Origin of the sequence: Pseudomonas paralactis (assembly GCF_001439735.1) — a bacterium.
GTDB lineage: Bacteria > Pseudomonadota > Gammaproteobacteria > Pseudomonadales > Pseudomonadaceae > Aquipseudomonas > Aquipseudomonas paralactis.
The window spans coordinates 505,476-527,562 of sequence record NZ_JYLN01000004.1; the positions used below are offsets into that span (position 1 = coordinate 505,476).

At 59.4% G+C, this 22,087-nt stretch carries 22 protein-coding genes; 12 read left to right on the forward strand and 10 right to left on the reverse strand.

Translation table 11 applies throughout. The features are described from left to right. Nucleotides 1-220 precede the first annotated feature (220 nt). The 7 genes from TX23_RS13755 (at nucleotide 221) to TX23_RS13785 (ending at nucleotide 8,068) form a co-directional block, all read left to right on the forward strand. Nucleotides 221-1,357 carry a branched-chain amino acid ABC transporter substrate-binding protein gene (locus TX23_RS13755; protein WP_057702608.1) on the forward strand — a complete coding sequence of 379 codons (1,137 nt, stop codon included), beginning with the start codon at nucleotides 221-223 and terminating at the stop codon, nucleotides 1,355-1,357. A 219-nt stretch (nucleotides 1,358-1,576) separates the two neighbouring features. Then, the gene (locus TX23_RS13760; RefSeq protein ID WP_034125666.1) at nucleotides 1,577-2,491 is read left to right on the forward strand and encodes an ABC transporter permease subunit; all 915 of its coding nucleotides are present in this window, start codon (nucleotides 1,577-1,579) and stop codon (nucleotides 2,489-2,491) included. Between the two features lie 2 nt (nucleotides 2,492-2,493). Then, complete coding sequence (gene livM / locus TX23_RS13765; RefSeq protein WP_057702609.1) at nucleotides 2,494-3,771, forward strand: high-affinity branched-chain amino acid ABC transporter permease LivM; 1,278 nt, start codon at nucleotides 2,494-2,496, stop codon at nucleotides 3,769-3,771. Further along, a complete protein-coding gene (locus tag TX23_RS13770; RefSeq protein WP_005784285.1) occupies nucleotides 3,768-4,643 on the forward strand; it encodes an ABC transporter ATP-binding protein in 876 nt (291 codons plus the stop codon). Before livM ends, TX23_RS13770 begins: the two co-directional genes overlap by 4 nt. Next, nucleotides 4,640-5,356, forward strand: coding sequence for an ABC transporter ATP-binding protein (locus TX23_RS13775; protein ID WP_005784287.1), 717 nt, complete (start codon nucleotides 4,640-4,642; stop codon nucleotides 5,354-5,356). The genes TX23_RS13770 and TX23_RS13775 overlap by 4 nt, the downstream gene beginning before the upstream one ends. Before the next feature lie 822 nt (nucleotides 5,357-6,178). Beyond that, on the forward strand, nucleotides 6,179-6,946 hold the full coding sequence (locus tag TX23_RS13780) for an SDR family oxidoreductase (RefSeq protein WP_057702610.1): 768 nt from the start codon (nucleotides 6,179-6,181) through the stop codon (nucleotides 6,944-6,946). Nucleotides 6,947-7,162: 216 nt separating this feature from the next. After that, nucleotides 7,163-8,068: a cation diffusion facilitator family transporter gene (locus TX23_RS13785; RefSeq protein WP_057702611.1), complete on the forward strand. Its 906-nt coding sequence runs from the start codon at nucleotides 7,163-7,165 to the stop codon at nucleotides 8,066-8,068. Nucleotides 8,069-8,177: 109 nt separating this feature from the next. On the opposite strand, the gene TX23_RS13790 is transcribed toward TX23_RS13785, so the two are convergent. From TX23_RS13790 to ureE, 5 genes are all read right to left on the reverse strand, one after another. Continuing rightward, the gene (locus TX23_RS13790; RefSeq protein WP_057702612.1) at nucleotides 8,178-9,287 is read right to left on the reverse strand and encodes an AGE family epimerase/isomerase; all 1,110 of its coding nucleotides are present in this window, start codon (nucleotides 9,285-9,287) and stop codon (nucleotides 8,178-8,180) included. 608 nt (nucleotides 9,288-9,895) lie between these two features. Further along, on the reverse strand, nucleotides 9,896-10,468 hold the full coding sequence (locus tag TX23_RS13795) for a HupE/UreJ family protein (protein WP_057702613.1): 573 nt from the start codon (nucleotides 10,466-10,468) through the stop codon (nucleotides 9,896-9,898). A gap of 22 nt (nucleotides 10,469-10,490) precedes the next feature. Next, entirely contained in the window at nucleotides 10,491-11,105 is a 615-nt protein-coding gene (gene ureG, locus TX23_RS13800; RefSeq protein ID WP_003188109.1) for an urease accessory protein UreG, read from the reverse strand. 24 nt (nucleotides 11,106-11,129) lie between these two features. Beyond that, nucleotides 11,130-11,804 (reverse strand): urease accessory protein UreF, encoded by a 675-nt coding sequence (locus TX23_RS13805; protein WP_057702614.1) that lies wholly within the window; start codon nucleotides 11,802-11,804, stop codon nucleotides 11,130-11,132. Continuing rightward, nucleotides 11,801-12,301 (reverse strand): urease accessory protein UreE, encoded by a 501-nt coding sequence (ureE, locus tag TX23_RS13810; protein WP_005784297.1) that lies wholly within the window; start codon nucleotides 12,299-12,301, stop codon nucleotides 11,801-11,803. Before ureE ends, TX23_RS13805 begins: the two co-directional genes overlap by 4 nt. A 337-nt stretch (nucleotides 12,302-12,638) precedes the next feature. Between ureE and TX23_RS13815 the strand changes: the two genes are divergently transcribed. Continuing rightward, on the forward strand, nucleotides 12,639-13,136 hold the full coding sequence (locus TX23_RS13815; protein WP_057702713.1) for a C40 family peptidase: 498 nt from the start codon (nucleotides 12,639-12,641) through the stop codon (nucleotides 13,134-13,136). Nucleotides 13,137-13,140: 4 nt separating this feature from the next. Here the strand turns inward: TX23_RS13815 and TX23_RS13820 are convergent, their stop codons facing one another. Together TX23_RS13820 and TX23_RS13825 are read right to left on the reverse strand one after the other, a co-directional pair. Then, complete coding sequence (locus TX23_RS13820; RefSeq protein WP_057702615.1) at nucleotides 13,141-13,773, reverse strand: TetR family transcriptional regulator; 633 nt, start codon at nucleotides 13,771-13,773, stop codon at nucleotides 13,141-13,143. A gap of 151 nt (nucleotides 13,774-13,924) precedes the next feature. Further along, on the reverse strand, nucleotides 13,925-14,245 hold the full coding sequence (locus tag TX23_RS13825) for a hypothetical protein (RefSeq protein ID WP_057702616.1): 321 nt from the start codon (nucleotides 14,243-14,245) through the stop codon (nucleotides 13,925-13,927). 357 nt (nucleotides 14,246-14,602) lie between these two features. Here TX23_RS13825 and TX23_RS13830 point away from each other — a divergent pair, with 357 nt between their 5' ends. Further along, nucleotides 14,603-16,672, forward strand: a complete 2,070-nt coding sequence (locus TX23_RS13830) for an AsmA family protein (RefSeq protein ID WP_057702617.1) — start codon at nucleotides 14,603-14,605, stop codon at nucleotides 16,670-16,672. Here the strand turns inward: TX23_RS13830 and TX23_RS13835 are convergent. The 3 genes from TX23_RS13835 to TX23_RS13845 all read right to left on the reverse strand — a co-directional run bounded on the left by TX23_RS13835 (nucleotide 16,669) and on the right by TX23_RS13845 (nucleotide 19,079). Then, nucleotides 16,669-17,379, reverse strand: coding sequence for a ribonuclease T2 family protein (locus TX23_RS13835; protein WP_057702618.1), 711 nt, complete (start codon nucleotides 17,377-17,379; stop codon nucleotides 16,669-16,671). The genes TX23_RS13830 and TX23_RS13835 overlap by 4 nt on opposite strands. A 181-nt stretch (nucleotides 17,380-17,560) precedes the next feature. After that, complete coding sequence (locus TX23_RS13840) at nucleotides 17,561-18,091, reverse strand: ferritin-like domain-containing protein (protein ID WP_057702619.1); 531 nt, start codon at nucleotides 18,089-18,091, stop codon at nucleotides 17,561-17,563. 97 nt (nucleotides 18,092-18,188) lie between these two features. Then, the gene (locus TX23_RS13845) at nucleotides 18,189-19,079 is read right to left on the reverse strand and encodes a DMT family transporter (protein ID WP_057702620.1); all 891 of its coding nucleotides are present in this window, start codon (nucleotides 19,077-19,079) and stop codon (nucleotides 18,189-18,191) included. 97 nt (nucleotides 19,080-19,176) lie between these two features. On the opposite strand from TX23_RS13845, the gene TX23_RS13850 reads away from it, so the two are divergent. From TX23_RS13850 to TX23_RS13860, 3 genes are all read left to right on the forward strand, one after another. Then, complete coding sequence (locus TX23_RS13850; RefSeq protein ID WP_057702621.1) at nucleotides 19,177-19,965, forward strand: AraC family transcriptional regulator; 789 nt, start codon at nucleotides 19,177-19,179, stop codon at nucleotides 19,963-19,965. Nucleotides 19,966-20,036: 71 nt separating this feature from the next. Further along, nucleotides 20,037-20,336, forward strand: coding sequence for a PsiF family protein (locus tag TX23_RS13855; RefSeq protein WP_057702622.1), 300 nt, complete (start codon nucleotides 20,037-20,039; stop codon nucleotides 20,334-20,336). A 205-nt stretch (nucleotides 20,337-20,541) separates the two neighbouring features. Beyond that, nucleotides 20,542-21,555: an AI-2E family transporter gene (locus tag TX23_RS13860; RefSeq protein ID WP_057702623.1), complete on the forward strand. Its 1,014-nt coding sequence runs from the start codon at nucleotides 20,542-20,544 to the stop codon at nucleotides 21,553-21,555. Nucleotides 21,556-22,087 lie beyond the last annotated feature (532 nt).

Sequence of the window (22,087 nt, forward strand, 5' to 3'; positions counted from 1 at the left end):
CTGACGCGCAAGGTTGTACTTTTTCTGCTCTCTGGTTGCACCTATAGAAGCTAGACGGTTGCACGTACTGGCAAAAGGAGTCGAAACCCACGTAATAACAATGACACCGTGTCTTTTTGAAGAATAAAAAAGTAATGGCACGCGGCTTGCTCTGAGCTTTCAGTGAAAAGTTTGAATGCAAGTTGTCGTGCCAAAAATCAAAAATATCGGAGCACCACTCATGTCCCAGACGTTTTACAAGAAAGGTTTTCTGGCCCTCGCCGTTGCAGCGGCGCTGGGTGTTTCTACGTTTGTTCAAGCTGATGTGAAAATTGGTGTGGCGGGTCCGATGACGGGTGCCAACGCCGCTTTCGGTGAGCAGTACATGAAGGGTGCCCAGGCGGCAGCCGACGTTATCAACAAGGCCGGCGGCATCAACGGTGAGCAGATCAAACTGGTGGCCGGCGATGACGCCTGCGAACCCAAACAAGCCGTGGCTGTGGCCAACCGCCTGGCCGACCAGGACAAAGTGATCGGTGTGGTCGGGCACTTCTGCTCATCCAACACCATCCCGGCGTCTGAGGTTTACGACGAAGCAGGCATCATCGCCATCACCCCGGGCTCCACCAACCCACAAGTGACCGAACGCGGCCTGGGCGCCATGTTCCGTATGTGCGGGCGTGACGACCAGCAAGGCATCGTGGCCGGCGACTACATCGTCGACGTGCTCAAGGGCAAGAAAGTCGCGGTGATCAACGACAAGGATACCTACGGCAAAGGCCTGGCCGACGCCACCGCTGCGCAGTTGACCAAGCGCGGCGTCAAGCCGGTGCTGGAAGAGGGCCTGACCCGGGGCGAGAAAGACTTCAGCGCCCTGGTTACCAAGATCCGTTCCCTGGGCGCCGACGTCGTGTACTTCGGCGGCCTGCATCCGGAAGCCGGCCCACTGGTGCGCCAGATCCGCGAAGCGGGCTTGAAAGACGTCAAGTTCATGTCCGATGACGGCGTGGTCACCGACGAGCTGGTAGCCACCGCCGGCGGCGCGCAGTACGTCGATGGCGTGTACATGACCTTCGGCGCCGACCCGCGCCTGCTGCCAGACAGCAAGACGGTCGTGGAAGAGTTCCGCAAGAACGGCACCGAGCCTGAAGGCTACACACTGTACGCCTACGCCTCGATCCAGGCCCTGGCTGCCGGTTTCAACGGTGCCAAGTCCAACAAGGGCGAAGACGCCGCCAAGTGGCTCAAGGCCAACCCGGTCAAAACCGTCATGGGCGAAAAAGCCTGGGATACGAAGGGTGACCTGAAAGTCTCCGACTACGTGGTTTACCAGTGGGACAAAGACGGCAAATACCATCAGTTGGAAAAGCAGAAGTAATAACGCGACGGCTTGAACACCTCGATCCCTGTGGGAGCCGGGCTTGCCCGCGATGACGGACTCAATGCCAACCCTGTGTTGAATGTGAAACCGCTATCGCAGGCAAGCCAGCTCCCACAGAGGGCCTGGTTGCCTGCTCTATTGCACCAAACCTGTCTTTTCCTCCAGAAGCGCCGCACACCCACCGGTGTGCAGGTGCTCACCGCGTGAGATTGCGTTATGGATGGTATTTTCCTGCAGCAACTGGTCAATGGCCTGACCCTCGGGTCGGTCTATGGCCTGATCGCCATCGGCTACACAATGGTCTATGGCATCATTGGCATGATCAACTTCGCCCACGGCGAGGTTTATATGATTTCCGCTTACCTCGCGGCGATCAGTCTGGCACTGCTGGCTTACTTCGGCATCGAATCCTTCCCGCTGCTCATTCTCGGCACCTTGATCTTCACCGTGGTCGTCACCGGCGTGTACGGTTGGGTGATTGAACGTGTCGCCTATAAACCGCTGCGCAACTCCACCCGCCTGGCACCGCTGATCAGCGCCATCGGTATCTCGCTGATCCTGCAGAACTACGCACAGATCGCCCAGGGTGCCAAGCAACAAGGCATCCCGACGCTGCTGGCCGGCGCCTGGCGCGTCGATATCGGCACCGGCTTCGTGCAACTGACCTACACCAAAGTGTTCATCCTGGTGGCGGCGTTCGCCGGCATGGCGTTGCTCACCTACATCATCAAATACACCAAGCTGGGTCGCATGTGCCGCGCCACTCAGCAAGATCGCAAAATGGCCTCGATCCTGGGCATCAACACCGACCGGGTGATCTCCTACGTGTTCGTTATCGGCGCAGCCATGGCTGCCCTGGCCGGCGTGCTGATCACCCTCAACTACGGCACCTTCGACTTCTATGCCGGCTTCATCATCGGCATCAAGGCGTTTACCGCGGCGGTTCTCGGCGGCATCGGCTCCCTGCCTGGGGCGATGCTGGGCGGGATCATCCTCGGTATCTCCGAGTCGCTGTTCGCGGGGTTGATCAACTCTGACTACAAAGACGTGTTCAGTTTCTCCCTGCTGGTGGTGATTCTGATTTTCCGTCCCCAGGGCCTGCTTGGTCGCCCACTTGTGGCGAAGGTGTAAACATGTCTGCTGCCAAATCCATTGATATCAAAAAAAGTGTGGTCGATACCGTCCTCGCCGGGCTGATTTCGCTGATCGTGTTCGGCCCGATCGTGGGCGTAGTGCTCGACGGCTACAGCTTCAACCTGGAGCCGGTGCGAGTTGCCACGTTGGTCGCCATCGTCATGGTCGGGCGTTTTGCCTTGAGCCTGTTCCTGCAAACCCCCAAAGGCGTGAAGATCCTGCAGGGTTTTGAAAGCAGTGGTTCGGGCGTGCATGTGCTGCCGCCGGACTACAAGTCGCGACTGCGCTGGATCATTCCGGCACTGATCGTGATCGCCATCGTGTTTCCGATCTTCGCCAACAAATACCTGCTCACCGTGGTGATCCTCGGGTTGATCTACGTGTTGCTCGGCCTGGGCCTGAACATCGTGGTGGGCCTGGCCGGCCTGCTCGACCTGGGTTACGTGGCCTTCTACGCCATTGGTGCCTACGGCCTGGCGCTGGGTTATCAATACCTGGGCCTGGGGTTCTGGACGGTGCTGCCGCTGGCGGCCATCGCGGCGGCGTTGGCGGGGTGCATACTCGGCTTCCCGGTGCTGCGAATGCACGGTGACTACCTGGCCATCGTGACCCTGGGCTTTGGTGAAATCATTCGCCTGGTACTCAACAACTGGCTGTCGTTCACTGGTGGCCCCAACGGTATGCCCGTGCCTTCGCCGACCTTTCTGGGCCTGGAGTTCGGCAAGCGTGCAAAGGATGGCGGCATCCCGTTTCACGAGTTCTTTGGCATCGATTACAACCCCAACATCAAATTCATGTTCATCTACATCGTGCTGTTTCTGGTGGTGCTGGCCGTGCTGTACATCAAGCATCGCCTCACGCGTATGCCGGTCGGTCGCGCCTGGGAAGCCTTGCGTGAAGATGAAATCGCCTGCCGCTCCATGGGCCTGAACCATGTGCTGGTCAAGCTCTCGGCGTTCACCATTGGGGCATCTACCGCTGGTTTGGCGGGGGTGTTTTTCGCCAGCTACCAGGGTTTCGTCAACCCATCGTCGTTTACCTTCTTCGAGTCGGCGTTGATCCTCGCCATCGTGGTATTGGGCGGCATGGGCTCGACGGTCGGCGTGGTGATCGCCGCGTTTGTGCTGACCGTGGCGCCTGAATTGCTGCGCAGCTTCTCCGAATACCGCGTGCTGCTGTTTGGCGTGTTGATGGTGGTGATGATGATCTGGAGGCCGCGAGGCTTGATTCGCATCAGCCGTACCGGTGTGACGCCACGCAAGGGGGTAGCTCCATGAGTAAGGAAGTCGTGCTGTCCGTCGAACACCTGATGATGCACTTCGGTGGTATCAAGGCCTTGAGCGATGTAAGCCTCAAGGTTGAACGCAACTCGATCTTCGCTCTGATCGGCCCCAACGGCGCCGGCAAGACCACGGTGTTCAACTGCCTCACCGGCTTCTACAAAGCCAGTGGCGGCAAGATCGAACTCAACGTGCGGGGCAAGCAAACCAACGTGATCCAACTGCTCGGCGAGCGCTTTGAGGCCACCGACTTCGTCTCGCCCAAAAGCTTCCTCAGCCGTGTGTACTACAAGATGTTCGGCGGCACCCACCTGGTAAACCGTGCCGGGCTGGCGCGCACCTTCCAGAACATTCGCCTGTTCAAGGAAATGTCGGTGCTGGAAAACCTGCTGGTGGCTCAGCACATGTGGGTCAACCGCAACATGCTTGCCGGCATCCTCAATACCAAGGGCTACCGCAAGGCCGAAAGCGATGCGCTGGACTGTGCGTTCTATTGGCTGGAGGTGGTCGACCTGGTGGACTGCGCCAACCGCCTGGCTGGCGAACTCTCTTACGGCCAGCAGCGCCGCCTGGAAATCGCCCGCGCCATGTGCACGCGGCCGCAGATCATCTGCCTGGACGAACCGGCAGCGGGCCTCAACCCTCAGGAAACCGAAGCCCTCAGCGCGATGATTCGCCTGCTGCGCGACGAACACGACCTCACGGTGGTGCTGATCGAACACGACATGGGCATGGTGATGAGTATTTCCGACCACATTGTGGTGCTGGACCACGGCAACGTGATTGCCGAAGGCGGCCCCGACGCGATCCGCAACGACCCGAAAGTGATCGCCGCCTACCTGGGCGCGGACGAAGAGGAGCTGGTATGAGCGCACCTATCCTCGAAATGAAGGACCTGGACGTGTTCTACGGCCCGATCCAGGCCCTGAAGAAGGTCTCGCTGCACATCAACGAAGGCGAAACCGTCAGCCTGATTGGCTCCAACGGCGCGGGAAAGTCCACGCTGCTGATGTCGATCTTCGGCCAGCCTCGGGCCGAGTCGGGGCAGATTCTGTACAACGGCGTCGACATTACCCACAAGTCGTCCCACTACATCGCCTCCAACGGCATTGCGCAGTCGCCGGAAGGGCGGCGGGTGTTCCCCGACATGACCGTCGAGGAAAACCTGCTGATGGGCACCATCCCCATTGGCGACAAGTTTGCCAGCGAGGATATGCAGCGCATGTTCGAGCTGTTCCCCAGGCTCAAGGAGCGGCGTAACCAGCGGGCCATGACCATGTCCGGCGGCGAACAGCAAATGCTCGCCATCGCCCGTGCGCTGATGAGCCGACCCAAGCTGTTGCTGCTCGACGAGCCCAGCCTGGGTTTGGCGCCGATTGTGGTAAAGCAGATCTTTTCCACCCTGCGTGAGCTGGCGTCCACCGGGATGACCATCTTCCTGGTGGAGCAGAATGCCAACCATGCGCTGCGCTTGTCGGACCGGGCGTATGTGATGGTCAATGGTGAGATTCGCCTGACCGGCACAGGTAAAGAACTGCTGGTTAACGAGGAAGTGCGCAACGCCTACCTGGGCGGCCACTGACCTAAGATCCAGGCGCATCAACCCTGTGGGAACCGGGCCTTATGTGGGAGCCGGGCTTGCCCGCGATAGCATCACCTCGGTTTAGCTGACATACCGAGGTGGCCGCATCGCAGGCAAGCCAGCTCCCACCCAAAGCCGGTTCCCACATTTGTTTTTGCGGTGTCAACAAGCCCTCCACCAAATTGTGGAAAACAAATCCAGCCCACCTCCAAAGCGCGACATATAGCCGCCGCAAATCCCTGTTTTGTCACAGTTTTGACTTGTCCCCATCCACTGTGGAACCGGCTGTGGGTAACATGGGTGTACCTGGCTGAAAGCCTTTAAATACGTGGCTTGTAGCGTTGTGGTTGTTTTTTGATCAGCTGATTTTTCTCGACCTTCCACTGGCTTTGTCAACCTGTTTAAAGACACAGGTATATGACCGGAATATGTCCGTCCAGCCTGTGGATAAGTCTGTGACTAAACTCTGGAAAGACTCCCGCAGGGGCCGGAATGACTGGCCTGAAGCCATCGTCGTGTCTTTCCGGATTTTTCAGGGGCTACATACGCTCCCGCCAAGGTCAAGCAAAAAACTTTTCAAAAACGCCTGAAAGCCTTGTACACAGGGGCTCCGAGCGATTTGCACTTGCCCCCAAAGACTGTGGGCGCAATTGTGGATAACCTGCGCGCATATGGCTGCAAGCCACGGTTTACAAGGCGTTGGTCGTTCTGATTAAAAAATGAACAGTTGTATGTGAAGTTCTGCGCATAGCGGTTGCCGCAACGGCGGCGTAAGGGCATTCTGCTGGCAACTTTTTCCCCGATGCCCTCTAGGAGAACACCATGTCCGACACGCTATTCATCACTGGCGCTACTTCAGGTTTCGGCGAGGCCTGTGCTCGTCGTTTTGCCGAAGCCGGCTGGAAGCTGGTGCTCACCGGTCGTCGTGCCGAGCGCTTGAATGCCCTGGTCGAAGAGCTTTCCCGGCAGACCGAAGTGCATGGCCTGGTGGTGGATGTGCGTGATCGCAAAGGCATGGAGGAGGCTATTGCCAACTTGCCGCCGTCGTTTGCCAAACTGCGTGGCCTGATCAACAACGCCGGCCTGGCGGTGGGCACTGATCCTGCCCCCAAGTGCGACCTCGACGATTGGGAAACCATGGTCGACACCAATATCAAGGGCCTGCTGACCACCACTAACCTGTTGTTGTCGCGCCTGATTGCTCATGGCCGTGGTGCGGGGATCATCAACCTGGGCTCCATCGCCGGTAACTATCCGTACCCGGGCAGCCATGTGTATGGCGGCTCCAAGGCGTTCGTGAAGCAGTTCTCGCTGAACCTGCGGTGCGACCTGCAAGGTACTGGCGTGCGGGTGACCAACATCGAGCCGGGCCTGTGCGAGAGCGAGTTCTCGCTGGTGCGGTTTGGCGGTGACCAGGCGCGTTATGACGCCACCTATGCAGGTGCTGAACCGATCCAGCCGCAGGATATTGCCGACACGATTTTCTGGGTGATGAATACCCCGGCCCACGTGAACATCAACCGGTTGGAACTGATGCCGGTGAGCCAGACCTGGGCCGGGTTTGCGATTGAGCGTGGGGCCAAGGGCTAAGCACCTGCGCGATACTCTGTAGGAGCGAGCTTGCTCGCGAAAAACGTTAACGATGACGCGGATATTCTGAATGCACGCGGCGCTCTCGGGTTCTTCGCGAGCAAGCTCGCTCCTACAGTAAATGGCGGCAAATCGGCCAAAATGCGGCATAAGGTACACTGCCCGCCTGAAAACCCCACCGCACCCTGCGGTTTAAAGGTTTTGACGGGAGGAAATGTGAGTAACCGAGGTGAGCAGGCACTGCTCAAACAATCGACGATCCTGATGTTCGCTGTGGCGATCGCCGGGATTGTCACGGGGGTGATATCCGGCGCCCAATCCATTCTGTTCGACGGCTTCTTCTCGCTGATCGCCACCGCCATCAAGGTGTTGATGCTGATCACGGCCAAGTTGATCGCCAAGAAAAGTAACGAGCGTTTCCAGTTCGGCTATTGGCACCTGGAGCCCATGGTGCTGTTGATCGAAGGCAGCTTTCTGCTGCTGATCGCCATCTATGCATTCCTCAATGGTGTGTTCGGCATCATCAACGGCGGGCGCGAAATCGAGTTGGGGCTGGTGATTATTTATGCGGCGGTGTTTACCGTCGTGGAATTCGCCTACTTCTTCTATGTGCGCTACCGCAACCGCACACTCAAATCATCGCTGATCCAGTTCGATAACATCAGTTGGCTGGTGGATGCGATGCTGTCGGTGGGTTTGCTGATCAGCTTTTTGGCCGCTCTGTTGCTCAAGTCCCAGGGCTACGACGAATGGGCGGTGTATGTCGACCCGCTGATTTTGATCCTGCTGGCCCTGAGTATGCTGGCGCCGGCTTTCAAGATCCTGCGCCCGGCGTTGCGCGAAGTGCTGGGGATCGCGCCGGATCATCTGGACGATAAAGTACGCGAAGTGATGGATACGGTGCAGGCCAGGCATGGTTTCGACGACTACGTGTCCTATGTGCAGAAGCACGGGCGAGCGCGGTTTATCGAGATCCATGTAGTGCTGCCGGCGGATTACCCGGTGGATAAGGTCGCGACCCTCGACAGCTTGCGCGAAGAGATATCCACAGGCTTGGGCACGCCGGATGCGGCGCGCTGGTTGACGATCAGTTTTACCGGGGATCGCAAGTGGATTGCGTGAGGTCAGTTAGACCGAGGTGAGGCTATCGCAGGCAAGCCAGCTCCCACATTTAAATGTGTGAACACTATCCACTGTGGGAGCTGGCTTGCCTGCGATGGGGCCCTGCAGGTCAGCCCAGATGCTGGACCAAGCCCTCATAGCAAGTTGCCAAATGATAGGGCGTAGTCGAGGGCATATCCCGTCGGCTCACCTTACCCTCGGCATCCAGGCATTCGTGCCAACCCTTGGCATGCAGGAAGCGCTGTTGCAACGCCTGCAACTGCCGCTGCAGCACCGCTTCGCTACCCGGCCGCAAGGTTAGCGCCCGCAGGTACTCCGCCTGGGCCCAGATACGTTGGGTGCCGTCGCGCACGGTGCCATCCAGCGCGAGCATGCCGCTGACCGCACCGCTTAACTTATCCACACCCTTTTGCTCGGCATAGGCAAATGCCCGTGTCAGCGACTCATGCAGCGCAGTGCCGCGCAGCACAGCTGAAGATTCCAGCAAAAAGAACCATTCGAACTGGTGCCCCGGCTCAAACCAGTTATCCACAGCGCCCACAGGTTTTTCCATCATCACGCCGTGCTCGCGGTCGATGAAACGTTGCTGCATGGCCGTCGCCAGTGCCAGCAGGGCCGTTTGTACCTCGGCGTCCTCACGCACCGCGAGGGTGGCGAGGAAACCTTCGGCCAGGTGCATCAGCGGGTTTTGCAAGGGGCCTGAGTTGAGGGAAGCCCAATTGCGTTCCAGTACGGCCTCGTACAAACCGTCGCCGGTGGAAAAGCGTTGGGCGACGACTTCCAGGGCGGCGTTGAGCACCGATTCCACCAACGGTTCACGCACCTTGGCCCAGTAATGGGCGCAGGCAAAAATAATGAAGGCGTGGGTGTAGAGGTCTTTGCGCTTGTCCAGCGGTTGGCCGGCCGAGTCGATGCTGTAGAACCAGCCGCCGTGTTCGGCATCATGGAAGTGCCGTTGCAGGGAACGGAACAGCGCCGCCGCACGTTCTTCGGCAAAGGCCGCACCCGGCTCGCCGATCAGGCTGGCGAACAGGTACAACTGTCGGGCGCAAGCCATGGCGCGATAGCGTTGTGGGGGCAACGGTTGATGATCGGCGTCCAGCGCCTCAAACGGTAGTGCCAGGTCGGCGTTCCATCCCGGGCCTTGCCAGAGCGGCACGATCAGGTCATGGAAGTGCGTGAGCACGGTATTCAAAGCAGGCTGAGAAGCGAAGGGCATTGGCTGGCGTCGTCACGGCAGGGGTGTAGGCGCGCATGGTAGCAGGCTTGGGAACTATGGTGTCTGCACCACCGCTATCGGGGGCAAGCCACTCCCACACTTGACCCCGATGAGCATGAGTATCTACACAACTTTTGTAGCCACTGCCAACCCTAACCACGATGCGAAGCGAGCCGCTCTTGCTCTTGCCGTTGCTCTGCTTTTGATCTTGATCTCAGGCGCCCCGTCAAACCACGCTGGCCGGAATTCGCCAGGGATTTGGGGGGTAAACCGGCAGGGATGCCGGTTTAGCCGCCCCGCGCCATGGATGGCGCGTGGCGGCGGCCCCCCAAATCCATGGCGGATTACGGGCACACCGAGCCTAAGCGAGGTGCCGAGTGGTGGGGCAAGAGCGTTTTGCTTACTTTTGCGCTTTTCAAAAGTGAGCCGCCGTAAGGGCGGAACCCATAGCAGCCGTTACCCAAATAACGGATATGTACTCGATCAAAGCCCAGCATCCCGGTCGGCTCTTAGGCCGCCATCGGGGGCAAGCCCCCTCCCACAGGCCCTGCGTCGCACCAAAGTCGTGTAGATACCTGTGCCCCGACGAGGCCTAAGCACGGCGCCAATCACCCCGCCAACAACCAAACCCCGGTCGCCGCCGAAGCCGCCCCGGCCACCCGCACCAAGGGTGCAGCTGCAGCCGGCAAAAAGCGCACGACAGCGTAACCGGCGGCATGCAAAACCGCAGTCGCCCCCACAAACCCAGCGGCATACGCCCAAGGGCTGGTCATGTCCGGCAACTCAAGGCCATGGGCCACGCCGTGAAACAACGCAAACAGCGCCGTGGCGCCCACGGCCACGAACAGCGGCGGCCGCACCGCCAACGCTACCGCCAGGCCCAAGGCCAGCACCGATGCGGCAATCCCGCTTTCCAGTGCTGGCAATTGCAGCCCTTCAAAACCCAGCACACCGCCGATCAGCATGGTGCCGACAAAGGTACCCGGCAGCGCCCAGCGCGCGGCGCCTTTTTGTTGGGCCGCCCACAGACCGACCGCAACCATGGCCAGCAAATGATCGAGACCGCCCAAGGGATGGCTGATACCGGCCACCAGGCCATTGTCGCCGTGGCCCGGATGCGCGAAGGCCAGGGCAGGGACGAGCAGCAGCGCGGCAGCGGCGAAGAGTTTGTTGAGGCTCATGGACAGGTTCCTTATGGGTTGATCAGGCGGCGGTCAGCAAACCCTGGCGTTCGATGAAGGCGACGATGTCGTCCAGGCCGACCCCGGTTTTCTGGTTGCTGAACACAAAGGGTTTACCGTTGCGCATCCGCTGGGTGTCGCTGTTCATCAACTCCAGCGAGGCACCCACCAGCGGGGCCAGGTCGATCTTGTTGATCACCAGCAAGTCGGATTTGCAAATACCGGGCCCACCCTTGCGTGGCAGCTTGTCCCCGGCGGACACATCGATCACGTAGATGGTCAGGTCCGACAGTTCCGGGCTGAAGGTGGCCGAGAGGTTGTCGCCGCCGGATTCCACCAGAATCAGGTCCAGGCCGGGAAAGCGGCGGTTGAGCTGGTCCACGGCCTCCAGGTTGATCGAGGCATCTTCGCGAATCGCCGTATGCGGGCAGCCGCCAGTCTCCACGCCGATAATGCGCTCCGGTGCCAGCGCCTGGTTGCGTACCAGAAAGTCGGCGTCTTCGCGGGTATAGATGTCGTTGGTAACCACCGCCAGGTTATAGCGATCACGCAGGGCCAGGCACAGGGCCAGGGTCAGGGCGGTTTTGCCGGAGCCCACCGGGCCACCGATACCGACGCGCAAGGGTTGTGTGTTCATGTGCTTCCTCCACCATTAAAACTTTCAGGAACGGAACAGGCGGCTGTACTGGCGCTCGTGGGCCATGCACGCCAGGGACAGGCCAAAGGCGGCACTGCCCAGATGCGCAGGCTCAATGCGCTCGGCGTCATGCTGGGCCTGCTGTAGCAGCGGCAGCAGTTCGCTGGTCAGACGTTGTGCGGCTTGCTGGCCCAGGGGCAGGGTTTTCATCAGCACGGCCAATTGGTTTTCCAGCCAGCTCCACAGCCATGCGGCGAGGGCATCGTCGGGGCTGATATCCCAGGCGCGGGCGGCCAGGGCCCAGCCGAGGGCCAGGTGCGGTTCGTCGCGTTGTGCAAGGAACTCACGTGCTGCGCTGTCCAGTTCCGGCAAGCCGTTGAGCAGTTGTTGCAGGGAGTAGCCCATCTGCCGGCTCTCCTGATACAGCTCGCGGGTCTCACGGCTGGCACGGTGCTCATCGCACAATTGCGCCAGCCCGGGCCAGTCCTGCGCAGCGCCAGCACGGCAATGGGCGAGCAACAGCGGCGCTTCGAAGCGCGCCAGGTTGAGCAGCAACTGATCGCTGATCCAGCGCCCTGCGCTCTCGGCATCCTGCACGCGGCCATTGTCCACAGCCATTTCAAGGCCCTGGGAATAGCTGTAGCCGCCAATCGGCAATTGCGGACTGGCCAGGCGCAACAGCGCCCAGGCCGGGTTCACAGACGTACGCCGAACTGGTGCAGCTTGGGCGGATAGTTGAAGTCTTCGTCGCCATGGCGCGAATGATGATGGCCGCCGCCGTAGGCGCCATGTTCCGGTTGGAACGGCGCCTCGATGGTCTGCGTGTCGGCACCCAGCTGTTCCAGCATCGCCTTGAGCACGTAGTCGTCAAGCAGGCGCAGCCAGCCGTCACCGACTTGCAGGGCCACATGGCGGTTACCCAGGTGGTAGGCGGCGCGGGTCAGTTCAAAGGCGTTGCGGCAGGTGACGTGCAGCAGTTGTTCAGGACGGGCGCAAACGCGTACGACACGTCCGTCTTCAGCTTGCAAAAACTCGCCATCGTGCAAGGGCGGCTGCCCACGCTCCAAAAACAGGCCGACGTCTTCACCGTCGGCACTGAAACAGCGCAGGCGGCTTTTGCTGCGGGCTTCGAAGTTCAGCAGCAACTCAGCGGCCCAGAGGGCTTGGGGGGCGATTCGGCGGTGGATCACCAGCATCAGTAGGCTTCCAGCTATGAGCAATAACAGTGCTAGAGCAAGGGGCTTGCCAACCCGCTATCGGCGTAGGAATTTCCTGTCGGTGCGGGTGGTGGCGCCTGGATGGGGCATCAACGGGTTGTGTAGCGTGTTCAGGTTTGGTGCGCTTGAGCGGTTATAGCACTGGAAAAGGGCGTTTTTCCTGAAAGTAGCCTCGTGCTGTATGAAACTTCTTTCATCCAGTTATCCATTACGTTTTTAAAGATTTATCTTACAAAGACCCAAGAATCGGCCTTCATGGGCTTACGTGATGGTTCTTTAAGATTCGCGCCGTGTTTAATTCACCGCGATGTTCATCATGTTCAAGTCATTTATCTGTTCAGTCATTGTCGGCCTGTCGTGTGTTATCTCGTCAGCCTCGGCCAATCTTCAACAGCCGCCAACCTTCGCCTCAACACATGCCACGTCTTCGGTCGACGATGTGATCGACCGAGCCCATCAACTGCTCGGCACCCCCTACAAGTGGGGCGGTACGTCTGCCGAGCAGGGGTTTGATTGCAGCAGTTTCCTGGTCTATCTGTTCAAGACCCAGGCCAACATTCAGCTGCCGCGCACCACTGCGGCGATGCATCGTTCAACCGCCGCGACCATCAAGCGCACGGCGTTAAAACCGGGCGATGCGGTATTTTTCAAGGGCAATGGGCGAGGGCAGGTGAGTCACGTCGGGCTGTATATCGGCGAAGGCAAGTTCATCCATTCACCGCGTACCGGCAAGCATGTGCGTATCGATTCGTTGAGCAATAAGTACTGGAGCAAGAACTACACCACGGCCAAGCGTTTTCATAAGGCTGGCTGAGGGCTTATTCGGTACTGCCCAGCCCTTGCCAGTGCTTGAGGCCGATAAAGATAAAGCGCAGTTGCTGGGTGATTTTCGCCTGGGGTGTGAGGTGGGCCGGCAGGGCATGGGCCGGTGGGTCGATGATATCGGGCAGGGTAGCGAATACGCTTTTGACGATCAGGTCAGCCATCACATGCAAACCTTCTGCATCCAGGTGCTGCAATTTGGGCATCAGCGTCAGGTCGGCGGCCAGGTCGCGGGTGATGTCCTCGCGCAGGGCGCCGATGGCTTGGCGCACGGCCAGGCAGCCGCCGTATTGTTCGCGGGCCAAAAACAGGAATTGCGAACGGTTGGCCGAGACCACATCGAGAAAGATACGCACAGAGGCATCGATAATGCCGCCCATCACGAATTCGTTGTGGCGCACCAGGCGGATCGTGGCGCGGAAGGTCTGGCCGACTTCGCTGACCAATACCAGCCCAAGCTCATCCATGTCGGCAAAATGGCGATAGAAACCGGTTGGCACGATACCCGCCGTCTTGGCCACTTCGCGCAGGCTCAGGCTGCCAAAACCACGGCCACACTCCATCAGATGGCGGGCTGCGTCCATCAAGGCAAGGCGTGTCTGTTGCTTCTGTTCGGCGCGGGGCAGCATGAGCGGATGGGCTTTGTCGGTAAGTACAGCGACGCACTCTAGCAAAAGCGCTTTGCCGGCGTCGAACTTGGCGGGGGCGAGGCGTGACGCGGTCTATATAAAAGCAAAAGCCCGATCGGCAGATCGGGCTTTTTTCTGGGCCACCACGGGCTTAGCTCTGTGCTTGATGCAGTTCTTGCAGACGGTCGGCACCACCTTCAGCAACGCCTTCGGTGTAAGCGCGTTTGTTGGCCTGTTCAGCACCACCTTCTACCAGACCTTTCTCTTGCAGGCGGTTGTAGCCATTCTCAGCTACAGCACCTTTGGCGTAGTCACGGTTTTCATCTTCTTGCGAACCGCTGCGAGCCACGGTTTGGCTGGTCTGTACGGTTTGTGCTTTGTTCTGCGGGGTGGCCTGTTCGGCGGCTGGCAGGGCAAAGGCGCTCGAAGCCAGGACAGATAACAGGACGGTAGCGAGTAATTGGCGTTTCATGATGGTTGCTCCTTGGGAGGGCGATAAAGTGGGTACAGGGCTAATGCTACTCTTGATAAGTCGATATAAAAGTTCATAAACACAATGGTAATAATCAACAGAATTGATTGTTCCCTGCAAAGGCTCTAGATCGAGCCTCTCAAGCACGCGGTTTTGCACCGAGGTGGGTATTTTCGACACGAACCGGGGTAACAATGGTGCGCTGTCGATGATGAAATCTGTCTGCCTGATCAGGAAAATCGCTTTTTTCGGCTAAATCCGCCGTCGGGTTAAACCCTCCGGCACTTTGCCAGTCGTAGTCCTATAAGCTGTGTCAAAGGCTGTTGCCCAGCCAGTCGTATTCAGGAGCCCTGTGCAATGACGCGCACTCGTAAAATCGTCGCTTGGAGCTGCGCCAGCTTCGTTCTGTTAATGGCCATCGCGGTACTGTTCCTGATGTTCTTCGACTGGAACCGCATCAAACCGCCGCTCAATGCCAAGGTCTCCGAAGAACTGCACCGCCCGTTCGCCATCAACGGCAACCTCGCGGTGGTGTGGCAGCGCGAACCCGATGAGGGCGGCTGGCGTGCCTGGGTGCCGTGGCCCCATGTGATTGCCGAAGACCTGACCCTGGGCAACCCGGACTGGTCCAAGCAACCGCAAATGGTCACGCTCAAAAAGGTCGAGCTGCGCATTTCACCCCTGGCTTTGCTGGTGCAGCGTGTAGTGATCCCGCGCATTGACCTCACCGAACCCAGTGCCCAGTTGCAGCGCCTGGCCGACGGCCGTGCCAACTGGACGTTCAAGTTCGATCCCAAGGACCCCGACGCCGAACCCTCCAACTGGGTGGTGGACATCGGTGCTATTGGCTTCGACAAGGGCCATGTGACCCTCGATGATCAAACCCTCAAGACTCAGCTGGATGTGATCATCGACCCCCTGGGCAAACCGATTCCATTCGGCGAAATCGTCGGTGACGCCGATGCCAAGAAGGCCCTTGAAAAGGGCTCGGCGCCTCAGGACTATGCGTTCGGCCTCAAGGTCAAAGGCCAATATCACGGCCAGAAACTCGCCGGCACCGGCAAGATCGGCGGCCTGTTGGCCTTGCAGGACGCGGCCAAGCCGTTCCCGCTGCAAGCCCAGGTGAAAGTCGCCGACACCAGCATCGCCCTGGCTGGCACCTTGACCGACCCGCTTAACCTCGGTGCCCTTGATCTGCGCCTCAAGCTCTCGGGCAGCAGCCTGGGCAACCTCTACCCGTTGACCGGTGTGACGTTGCCTGATTCGCCGGCCTACTCAACCGACGGCCATTTGATCGCCAAGCTGCATGAAGCCAGCGGCGCCTCCTTCCGTTACGAGAACTTCAACGGCAAGATCGGCAACAGCGACATCCATGGCGACCTGGCCTATGTGGCCAGCCAGCCACGGCCCAAGCTCAGCGGCGCGTTGGTATCCAACCAACTGCTGATGGATGACCTGGCGCCGCTGATTGGCGCAGATTCCAATGCCGAGCAAAAAGCCCGTGGCGGTGAAAGCACACAACCGGCGACCAAAGTGCTGCCGGTTGAAGAGTTCCGCACTGAACGCTGGCGCGAGATGGATGCCGACGTGGAATTCACCGGCAAGCGTATCGTGCACAGTGCCGACTTGCCCTTCACCGATCTTTACACGCACCTGGTGCTCAACGACGGTCAGCTGAGCCTCGAACCTCTGCGTTTCGGTGTGGCCGGCGGCAAGCTCGATGCGCAGATTCGCTTGAATGGCCGCACTACGCCGATGGAAGGCCGCGCCAAGCTGACGGCGCGCAACTTCAAGCTCAAGCAGCTGTTCCCGACGTTTGAACCGATGAAAACCAGCTTCGGTGAACTCAACGGCGATGCGGATATTTCCGGGCGCGGCAACTCGGTGGCGGCACTGTTAGGCACGTCCAACGGTGACCTGAAGATGCTGATCAACGATGGCGCCATCAGCCGCAGCCTGATGGAAATCGCCGGGCTCAACGTGGGCAACTACGTGGTGGGGCGCCTGTTCGGCGACGAGGAAGTGAAGATCAACTGCGCAGCGGCGGACTTCGGCATCAAGACGGGCCTGGCGACCACACGGCTGTTTGTGTTCGATACCGAGAACGCCATCATCTACATCGACGGCACCGCGAATATGGCCACCGAGCAGTTGGACCTGACCATCACGCCGGAATCCAAGGGCTTTCGCCTGTTCTCGCTGCGTTCGCCGCTGTACGTCAACGGGCCGTTTATCAAGCCCAATGCTGGCGTGAAAGCCATTCCGCTGGCGCTACGTGGAGCAGGCATGGTCGCCCTGGGTGTGATCGCCGGACCGGCCGCCGGCTTGCTCGCCCTGGTCGCTCCGAGCGGCGGAGAGCCCAATGAGTGCGCCCCGTTGCTGCAGCAGATGAAGGAAGGCAAGGCACCCAAGACGGTGAAAGGTTAACTGCCACTGGGGATAAGCGTTTCCCGGGGCGCACAGGGAATACCGATCTGGAGGGACGGATCGCCTTTATAGGGGGTGCCGTCCGGATAGATCGAGTAGAACACTTCATGCAAGTACTGCTTACCGTCCAGGGTAAAACAGCGGAAAGATGCATGGGTCGGGAATGCATTTTTGAGCTGATCGAACTTCACGCTACGACCTATCCAGGTATTAAACATTGGTTCGAGGTACATCACTGCTTTTCGCAGTCTGACAATGTCATTGAAATAGTCCGTCTCAGTTTGATTGGAGCAGGTCCCGTGTTTCTTCCACTCGTATCTGAACATTCCTTGCGGGGAGGCGGTTACTAGCCCGGCAATTGCGCGGGTGCCGGAAATTTGGTTGAGTTTGTCCTCGCTGATATCGCACTCTGTGGATGATTTACAGCTGGGCGCGGTATTGCAATTGGCCGGATGACGATTGGTTTTTTGCCCGAGGCTGTTGTTATAGGGCCAGATGCCGTGAGTCAAAAACTTTTGCGGTGGTTTATCGCAGCCCGGTGTCAGCGGTTTGAGCTTGCAGAAACTTGGTTGCCAGGTTACCGCGTAGACCAAGTATTGGTAGCCCTCGCTGCTGGGGGTTATCTCCTCATTCGCATCCAGGCCCAAGGCGCCATGACTGATCAGCAGCGTGGCCATCGCCGTTGCAAAGAGGTAAGTGTTTTTCATGGGCGGTTACTCCCTTTTCATTCGGCTGACAGTGTTGTCAGCGAACGTTGGAAGTATTAATTAGCGCTGGTGCCCTGGAAAATCTACTGTCAAACCTGACAGGTCGGTGGTGGGCATATAGACAGAATAAAACCCCAGGTGGAAGCGCTCGGCTTGCACCTGGGGTTTGAACGGCGACCTGTCAGAGGTCTTGCAGAATATCCGCCATATCATCGGCGTGTTCTTCTTCCTGGGCCAGGATGTCTTCGAAGATGCGACGGGTAGTCGGGTCTTTGTCGCCGATGTACTGGATGATTTCACGGTAGCTGTCCACCGCGATGCGCTCGGCTACCAGATCTTCGTAGACCATCTCCTTGAGCGAGTTGCCTGCCACATATTGAGCGTGGGAGTTCTTCGACAGCAGGTCGGGGTTGAACTCCGGCTCGCCGCCCAGTTGCACGATGCGCTCGGCCAGTTTGTCGGCGTGCTCGGCTTCCTGGGTGGCGTGTTCGAGAAACTCATCGGCCGCTACGCTGGCTTTCAGGCCGTTGGCCATAAAGTAGTGACGCTTGTAGCGCAATACGCAAACCAGCTCAGTGGCCAGCGACTCGTTGAGCAGGCGGATGATTTCTTGACGGTCGGCATCGTAGCCTTCGGTCACGGCACCGTTTTCGACGTTCTGGCGGGCGCGGCTGCGCAGGGTTGCAACGTCAGTCAAATGTGCTTCAGTCATTTCAATCTCCTGGGGCTAATCCGGTTTTACGCCACGCTCTGCCGGCGTGATCGCTCCAGGTTGTGAGTCGCGCAAGGGGCGAAAAGTTTTATCGGATTTAACAGGATGTGTCTTGAGGGCGGCGGACCGGTGTGGTCCAGCGCTCCGACAGGATCACCCCGCCCAGGGTCAGCAAGCCGCCTACCAGGTGATACAGGGCCAACTCTTCCTTCAACACCACTGCTGCAATCAGCGCGGTAATCAGCGGCAACAGGTTGAAAAACAGCGTGGTACGGCTGGGCCCCAGGGTCTTGACCGAGTGCATCCACGCCAGCGGTGCCAGCATCGACGCCAGCAGGCAGGCGTACAGCACCAGCGGAATATTTGCCCAGCCCAAACCGGCCTTGGCCGAGAACAGGTACAGCGGCAACAGCACCACTACTGCCACCAGCACTTGCAAATACAGCAGCACCAACGGCGGCAGGCGCAGTTGCCATTTTTTCAACAGGGTGCTGTAGACCGCATAAGCCAGGGTCGCCACCAGCATCATGCCGTCGCCCAGGTTGACCCCGTGTTGCAACAGCGCACCCAGGCTGCCGGACGACACCACCACCACCACACCGGCGAACGACAGCACTGCGCCGGTCAGCGCGCCGAAGGTCAGGCGTTGGCCCAGGCTGATAATCGCGGCGGTCAACGCCATCAGCGGCATCAGCGAAAGGATGATGCCCATGTTGGTGGCGCTGGTCAGCGTGGCGGCGTAATAGGCCAGGCTTTGATACACCGCCATGCCCAGCACGCCGAGGATGAAGATCTTGCCCAGGTTCGGGCGGATAAGCGGCCAGTTGGCTACGACCGGTTTGAGCATGAACGGGGTGAACAGCAGGGCTGCGAACAACCAGCGATAGAAGCCGATTTCAGCCGGGAAGATCGAGCCCACGGCCAATTTGTTGACCACGGTGTTGCCGGCCCAGATAAAGATGGCCAGCAGCGGATACGCGTATTGCATGGAAAGAAACCCAGTGTGTTGACGAGGCGCGATTATCCTCTGTCTGGATCGAAGCCTATACTGCAATCCAGACAACCGACCTCTGAATCCAGACAATATGCCCCGACATACCGTACGCCTTGCGGATTTCCCCAGCCTGCCGAGCCCTGTGTACTTTCGCTACTCCGATTTTGCCCCCGATACCGAATGCACCCCGCACCGGCATGGCTGGGGCTCGCTGGACTATTCGGCCAACGGCGTAATGCGCATGGAGGTGGCCGGCAGCCGTTTTATGTCGCCGCCGCAGTACGCGGTATGGATCCCGCCCAATACCGAACACAGCTCCTACAACGCCCAGGCGATTGTCTATCGCTCGGTAGGCTTGGCGCCGACGCTCTGCGAGCAGTTGCCGCAAGCGCCGTGCACGTTGGCGATCAGCGACATTCTCAAGGCCATCCTCAGCGATTTTGCCCAGCGCGACGTGAATATCCCGCAATCGGCCGCCGATATCCGCCTGGCCCAGGTGCTGGTGGACCAACTCAAGCAGGCGCCGATCCACGACGGCTTCCTGCCCTACGCCCGCCACCCCGGCTTGCTGGGGGTCTTGGAAGGTATGCAGGCGCAACCCGCCGACAATCGCCCGCTGGGGCAATGGGCCGAGCAGGTGCATGTGAGCGAGCGTACCCTGGCGCGCCAGTTTGTGCGCGAGCTGGGCATGAGCTTTGGCGAATGGCGCCAGCGCCTGCGCTACCTGGCGGCCATCGAAGCCCTGGACAGCGACCGTAGCGTGCAGCATGTGGCGTTTGATTTGGGCTACAGCACCGCCTCGGCATTTATCGCCATGTTCCAACGCCATGCCGGCTGTACCCCGGAGCACTACCGACGGACGAATATTCGTGGCCGGTGAAGTTGTAACAGCTTTTGACTACACTGCGCTGTAGGCCGTGCCCGTCGGCACGGTAACAGGGAGAAAACTCCATGAAGATGTTGCGTATTCCGTTGTTGATGATGGGCCTGCTGATGTGTTCTCAGGGTTTTGCCGCCACTGCCCAGCAGAACAAAATGACCACCTGCAATGCCGAGGCCACCACCAAGACCCTCAAGGGCGATGACCGTAAGGCCTTCATGAAGACCTGCCTGTCGGCACCTGCCGCCAACGACGCCAAGACCCTGACGCCGCAGCAGCAGAAGATGAAGGACTGCAATGCGTCGGCGAAAACCAAGGCGTTGACCGGTGATGCGCGTAAGACATTCATGAGCACCTGCCTCAAGGGCTGATCGCGAGTTCACGAATGCTGCAGAACCCCTGTGGGAGCTGGCTTGCCTGCGATTGCGTCGCCTCGGTATGACGGATACACCGAGGTGCCCGCATCGCAGGCAAGCCAGCTCCCACACTTGATCGTATTCACAACACCCGCTCTCGCTTGATTCTTCCAAGGCTGGCAGACTGCCCATCCTTCAATGCCGTTCGTTTTGAGGCTGTATGCCAACGTTTTCTCAGCGTCATATGTTGTTGCTGGCCAGCTACATCATCATTTTCGGCGGGTTGCTGCTGGTGTTGCCGCTGAAGTTGCTGCCCAGCCTGCTGGCCGGCCTGTTGGTCTATGAACTGGTCAACATGCTCACTCCCCAGCTGCAACGGCTGATCGAAGGCCGGCGTGCGCGCTGGTTGGCGGTGGCCTTGCTCGGCACCCTGATCGTCAGCGTGCTCACCCTGATCTTTGCCGGTGCCATCAGTTTCCTGCTCCACGAAGCGGAAAACCCCGGAGCTTCCCTGGATAAATTCATGGGGGTGGTCGACCGCGCACGCGGCCAGTTACCGCCATTCATCGACGCCTACCTGCCCGCCAGCGCCGCCGAATTTCGCGTGGCCATCGGCGACTGGATGAGCAAACACCTGAGCGAACTGCAATTGGTCGGCAAAGACGCCGCCCATATGTTCGTCACCTTGCTGATCGGCATGGTGCTCGGCGCTATCATTGCCCTGCAACGGGTGCCCGACCTGACCAAACGCAAACCCCTGGCCGCCGCGCTGTTCGACCGTTTGCACCTGCTGGTCCAGGCGTTTCGCAACATCGTTTTCGCCCAAATCAAAATCGCCGCGCTCAACACGGCTTTCACCGCCGTGTTCCTCGCCGTGGTGCTGCCGCTGTGCGGCATCCACCTGCCGCTGACCAAAACCCTGATTGTGCTGACCTTCCTGCTCGGCCTGCTGCCGGTGATTGGTAACCTGATGTCCAACACCCTGATCACCATCGTCGCGCTGTCGCTGTCGATCTGGGTGGCGGTGGCGGCGCTGGGGTATCTGATTGTGATCCACAAGGTCGAGTACTTCCTCAACGCGCGCATTGTCGGCGGGCAGATCAGTGCCAAGTCGTGGGAGCTGCTCTTGGCGATGCTGGTGTTTGAAGCCGCGTTCGGGTTACCGGGGGTGGTGGCGGGGCCGATTTACTATGCGTATCTGAAGAGTGAGCTGAAGTTGGGTGGGATGGTTTAAGCCTTGTGTCGCCTGGGCTGACGCCATCGCGGGCAAGCCCACATTGAAATGCGATCACCTGTGGGAGCTGGCTTGCCTGCGATGACGGCCTGCCAGCCGAAGCCTATCTACCTGAAACAACCCGATCAAATTGTGGGAGCTGGCTTGCCTGCGATGACGGCCTCACAGCCGGCCCCTATCTATCTGACGCCCCGCGATCAAACTGTGGGAGCGGGCTTGCTCGCGAAGGCGGCCTGACAGCCGACCGGGATGTTGGATTTGACCGCGTACATATCCGTTATTTAGGTAACGGCCGCTTAGGGTTACGCCCTGACGGCGTCTCACTTTTGAGAAGCGCAAAAGTAAGCAAAACGCTCTTGCCCCACCACTCGGCACCTCGCTTGCGCTCGGTGTGCCCGTAATCCGCCAGTGATTTGGGGGGCCGCCGCCACGCGCCATCCATGGCGCGGGGCGGCTAAACCGGCATCCCTGCCGGTTTACCCCCCAAATCCCTGTCGAATTCCGGCCAGCGTGGTTTAACGGGGCGCCTAAG

What these genes read in the sequence shown, in the direction of transcription:
- TX23_RS13755 (WP_057702608.1), top strand. Translation starts at nt 221, where the DNA reads ATGTCCCAGACGTTTTACAAGAAAGGTTTTCTGGCCCTCGCCGTTGCA.
- TX23_RS13760 (WP_034125666.1), top strand. Translation starts at nt 1,577, where the DNA reads ATGGATGGTATTTTCCTGCAGCAACTGGTCAATGGCCTGACCCTCGGG.
- livM (WP_057702609.1), top strand. Translation starts at nt 2,494, where the DNA reads ATGTCTGCTGCCAAATCCATTGATATCAAAAAAAGTGTGGTCGATACC.
- TX23_RS13770 (WP_005784285.1), top strand. Translation starts at nt 3,768, where the DNA reads ATGAGTAAGGAAGTCGTGCTGTCCGTCGAACACCTGATGATGCACTTC.
- TX23_RS13775 (WP_005784287.1), top strand. Translation starts at nt 4,640, where the DNA reads ATGAGCGCACCTATCCTCGAAATGAAGGACCTGGACGTGTTCTACGGC.
- TX23_RS13780 (WP_057702610.1), top strand. Translation starts at nt 6,179, where the DNA reads ATGTCCGACACGCTATTCATCACTGGCGCTACTTCAGGTTTCGGCGAG.
- TX23_RS13790 (WP_057702612.1), bottom strand. Translation starts at nt 9,287, where the DNA reads ATGCCCTTCGCTTCTCAGCCTGCTTTGAATACCGTGCTCACGCACTTC.
- TX23_RS13795 (WP_057702613.1), bottom strand. Translation starts at nt 10,468, where the DNA reads ATGAGCCTCAACAAACTCTTCGCCGCTGCCGCGCTGCTGCTCGTCCCT.
- ureG (WP_003188109.1), bottom strand. Translation starts at nt 11,105, where the DNA reads ATGAACACACAACCCTTGCGCGTCGGTATCGGTGGCCCGGTGGGCTCC.
- ureE (WP_005784297.1), bottom strand. Translation starts at nt 12,301, where the DNA reads ATGCTGGTGATCCACCGCCGAATCGCCCCCCAAGCCCTCTGGGCCGCT.
- TX23_RS13815 (WP_057702713.1), top strand. Translation starts at nt 12,639, where the DNA reads ATGTTCAAGTCATTTATCTGTTCAGTCATTGTCGGCCTGTCGTGTGTT.
- TX23_RS13820 (WP_057702615.1), bottom strand. Translation starts at nt 13,773, where the DNA reads ATGCTGCCCCGCGCCGAACAGAAGCAACAGACACGCCTTGCCTTGATG.
- TX23_RS13825 (WP_057702616.1), bottom strand. Translation starts at nt 14,245, where the DNA reads ATGAAACGCCAATTACTCGCTACCGTCCTGTTATCTGTCCTGGCTTCG.
- TX23_RS13830 (WP_057702617.1), top strand. Translation starts at nt 14,603, where the DNA reads ATGACGCGCACTCGTAAAATCGTCGCTTGGAGCTGCGCCAGCTTCGTT.
- TX23_RS13835 (WP_057702618.1), bottom strand. Translation starts at nt 17,379, where the DNA reads ATGAAAAACACTTACCTCTTTGCAACGGCGATGGCCACGCTGCTGATC.
- TX23_RS13840 (WP_057702619.1), bottom strand. Translation starts at nt 18,091, where the DNA reads ATGACTGAAGCACATTTGACTGACGTTGCAACCCTGCGCAGCCGCGCC.
- TX23_RS13845 (WP_057702620.1), bottom strand. Translation starts at nt 19,079, where the DNA reads ATGCAATACGCGTATCCGCTGCTGGCCATCTTTATCTGGGCCGGCAAC.
- TX23_RS13850 (WP_057702621.1), top strand. Translation starts at nt 19,177, where the DNA reads ATGCCCCGACATACCGTACGCCTTGCGGATTTCCCCAGCCTGCCGAGC.
- TX23_RS13855 (WP_057702622.1), top strand. Translation starts at nt 20,037, where the DNA reads ATGAAGATGTTGCGTATTCCGTTGTTGATGATGGGCCTGCTGATGTGT.
- TX23_RS13860 (WP_057702623.1), top strand. Translation starts at nt 20,542, where the DNA reads ATGCCAACGTTTTCTCAGCGTCATATGTTGTTGCTGGCCAGCTACATC.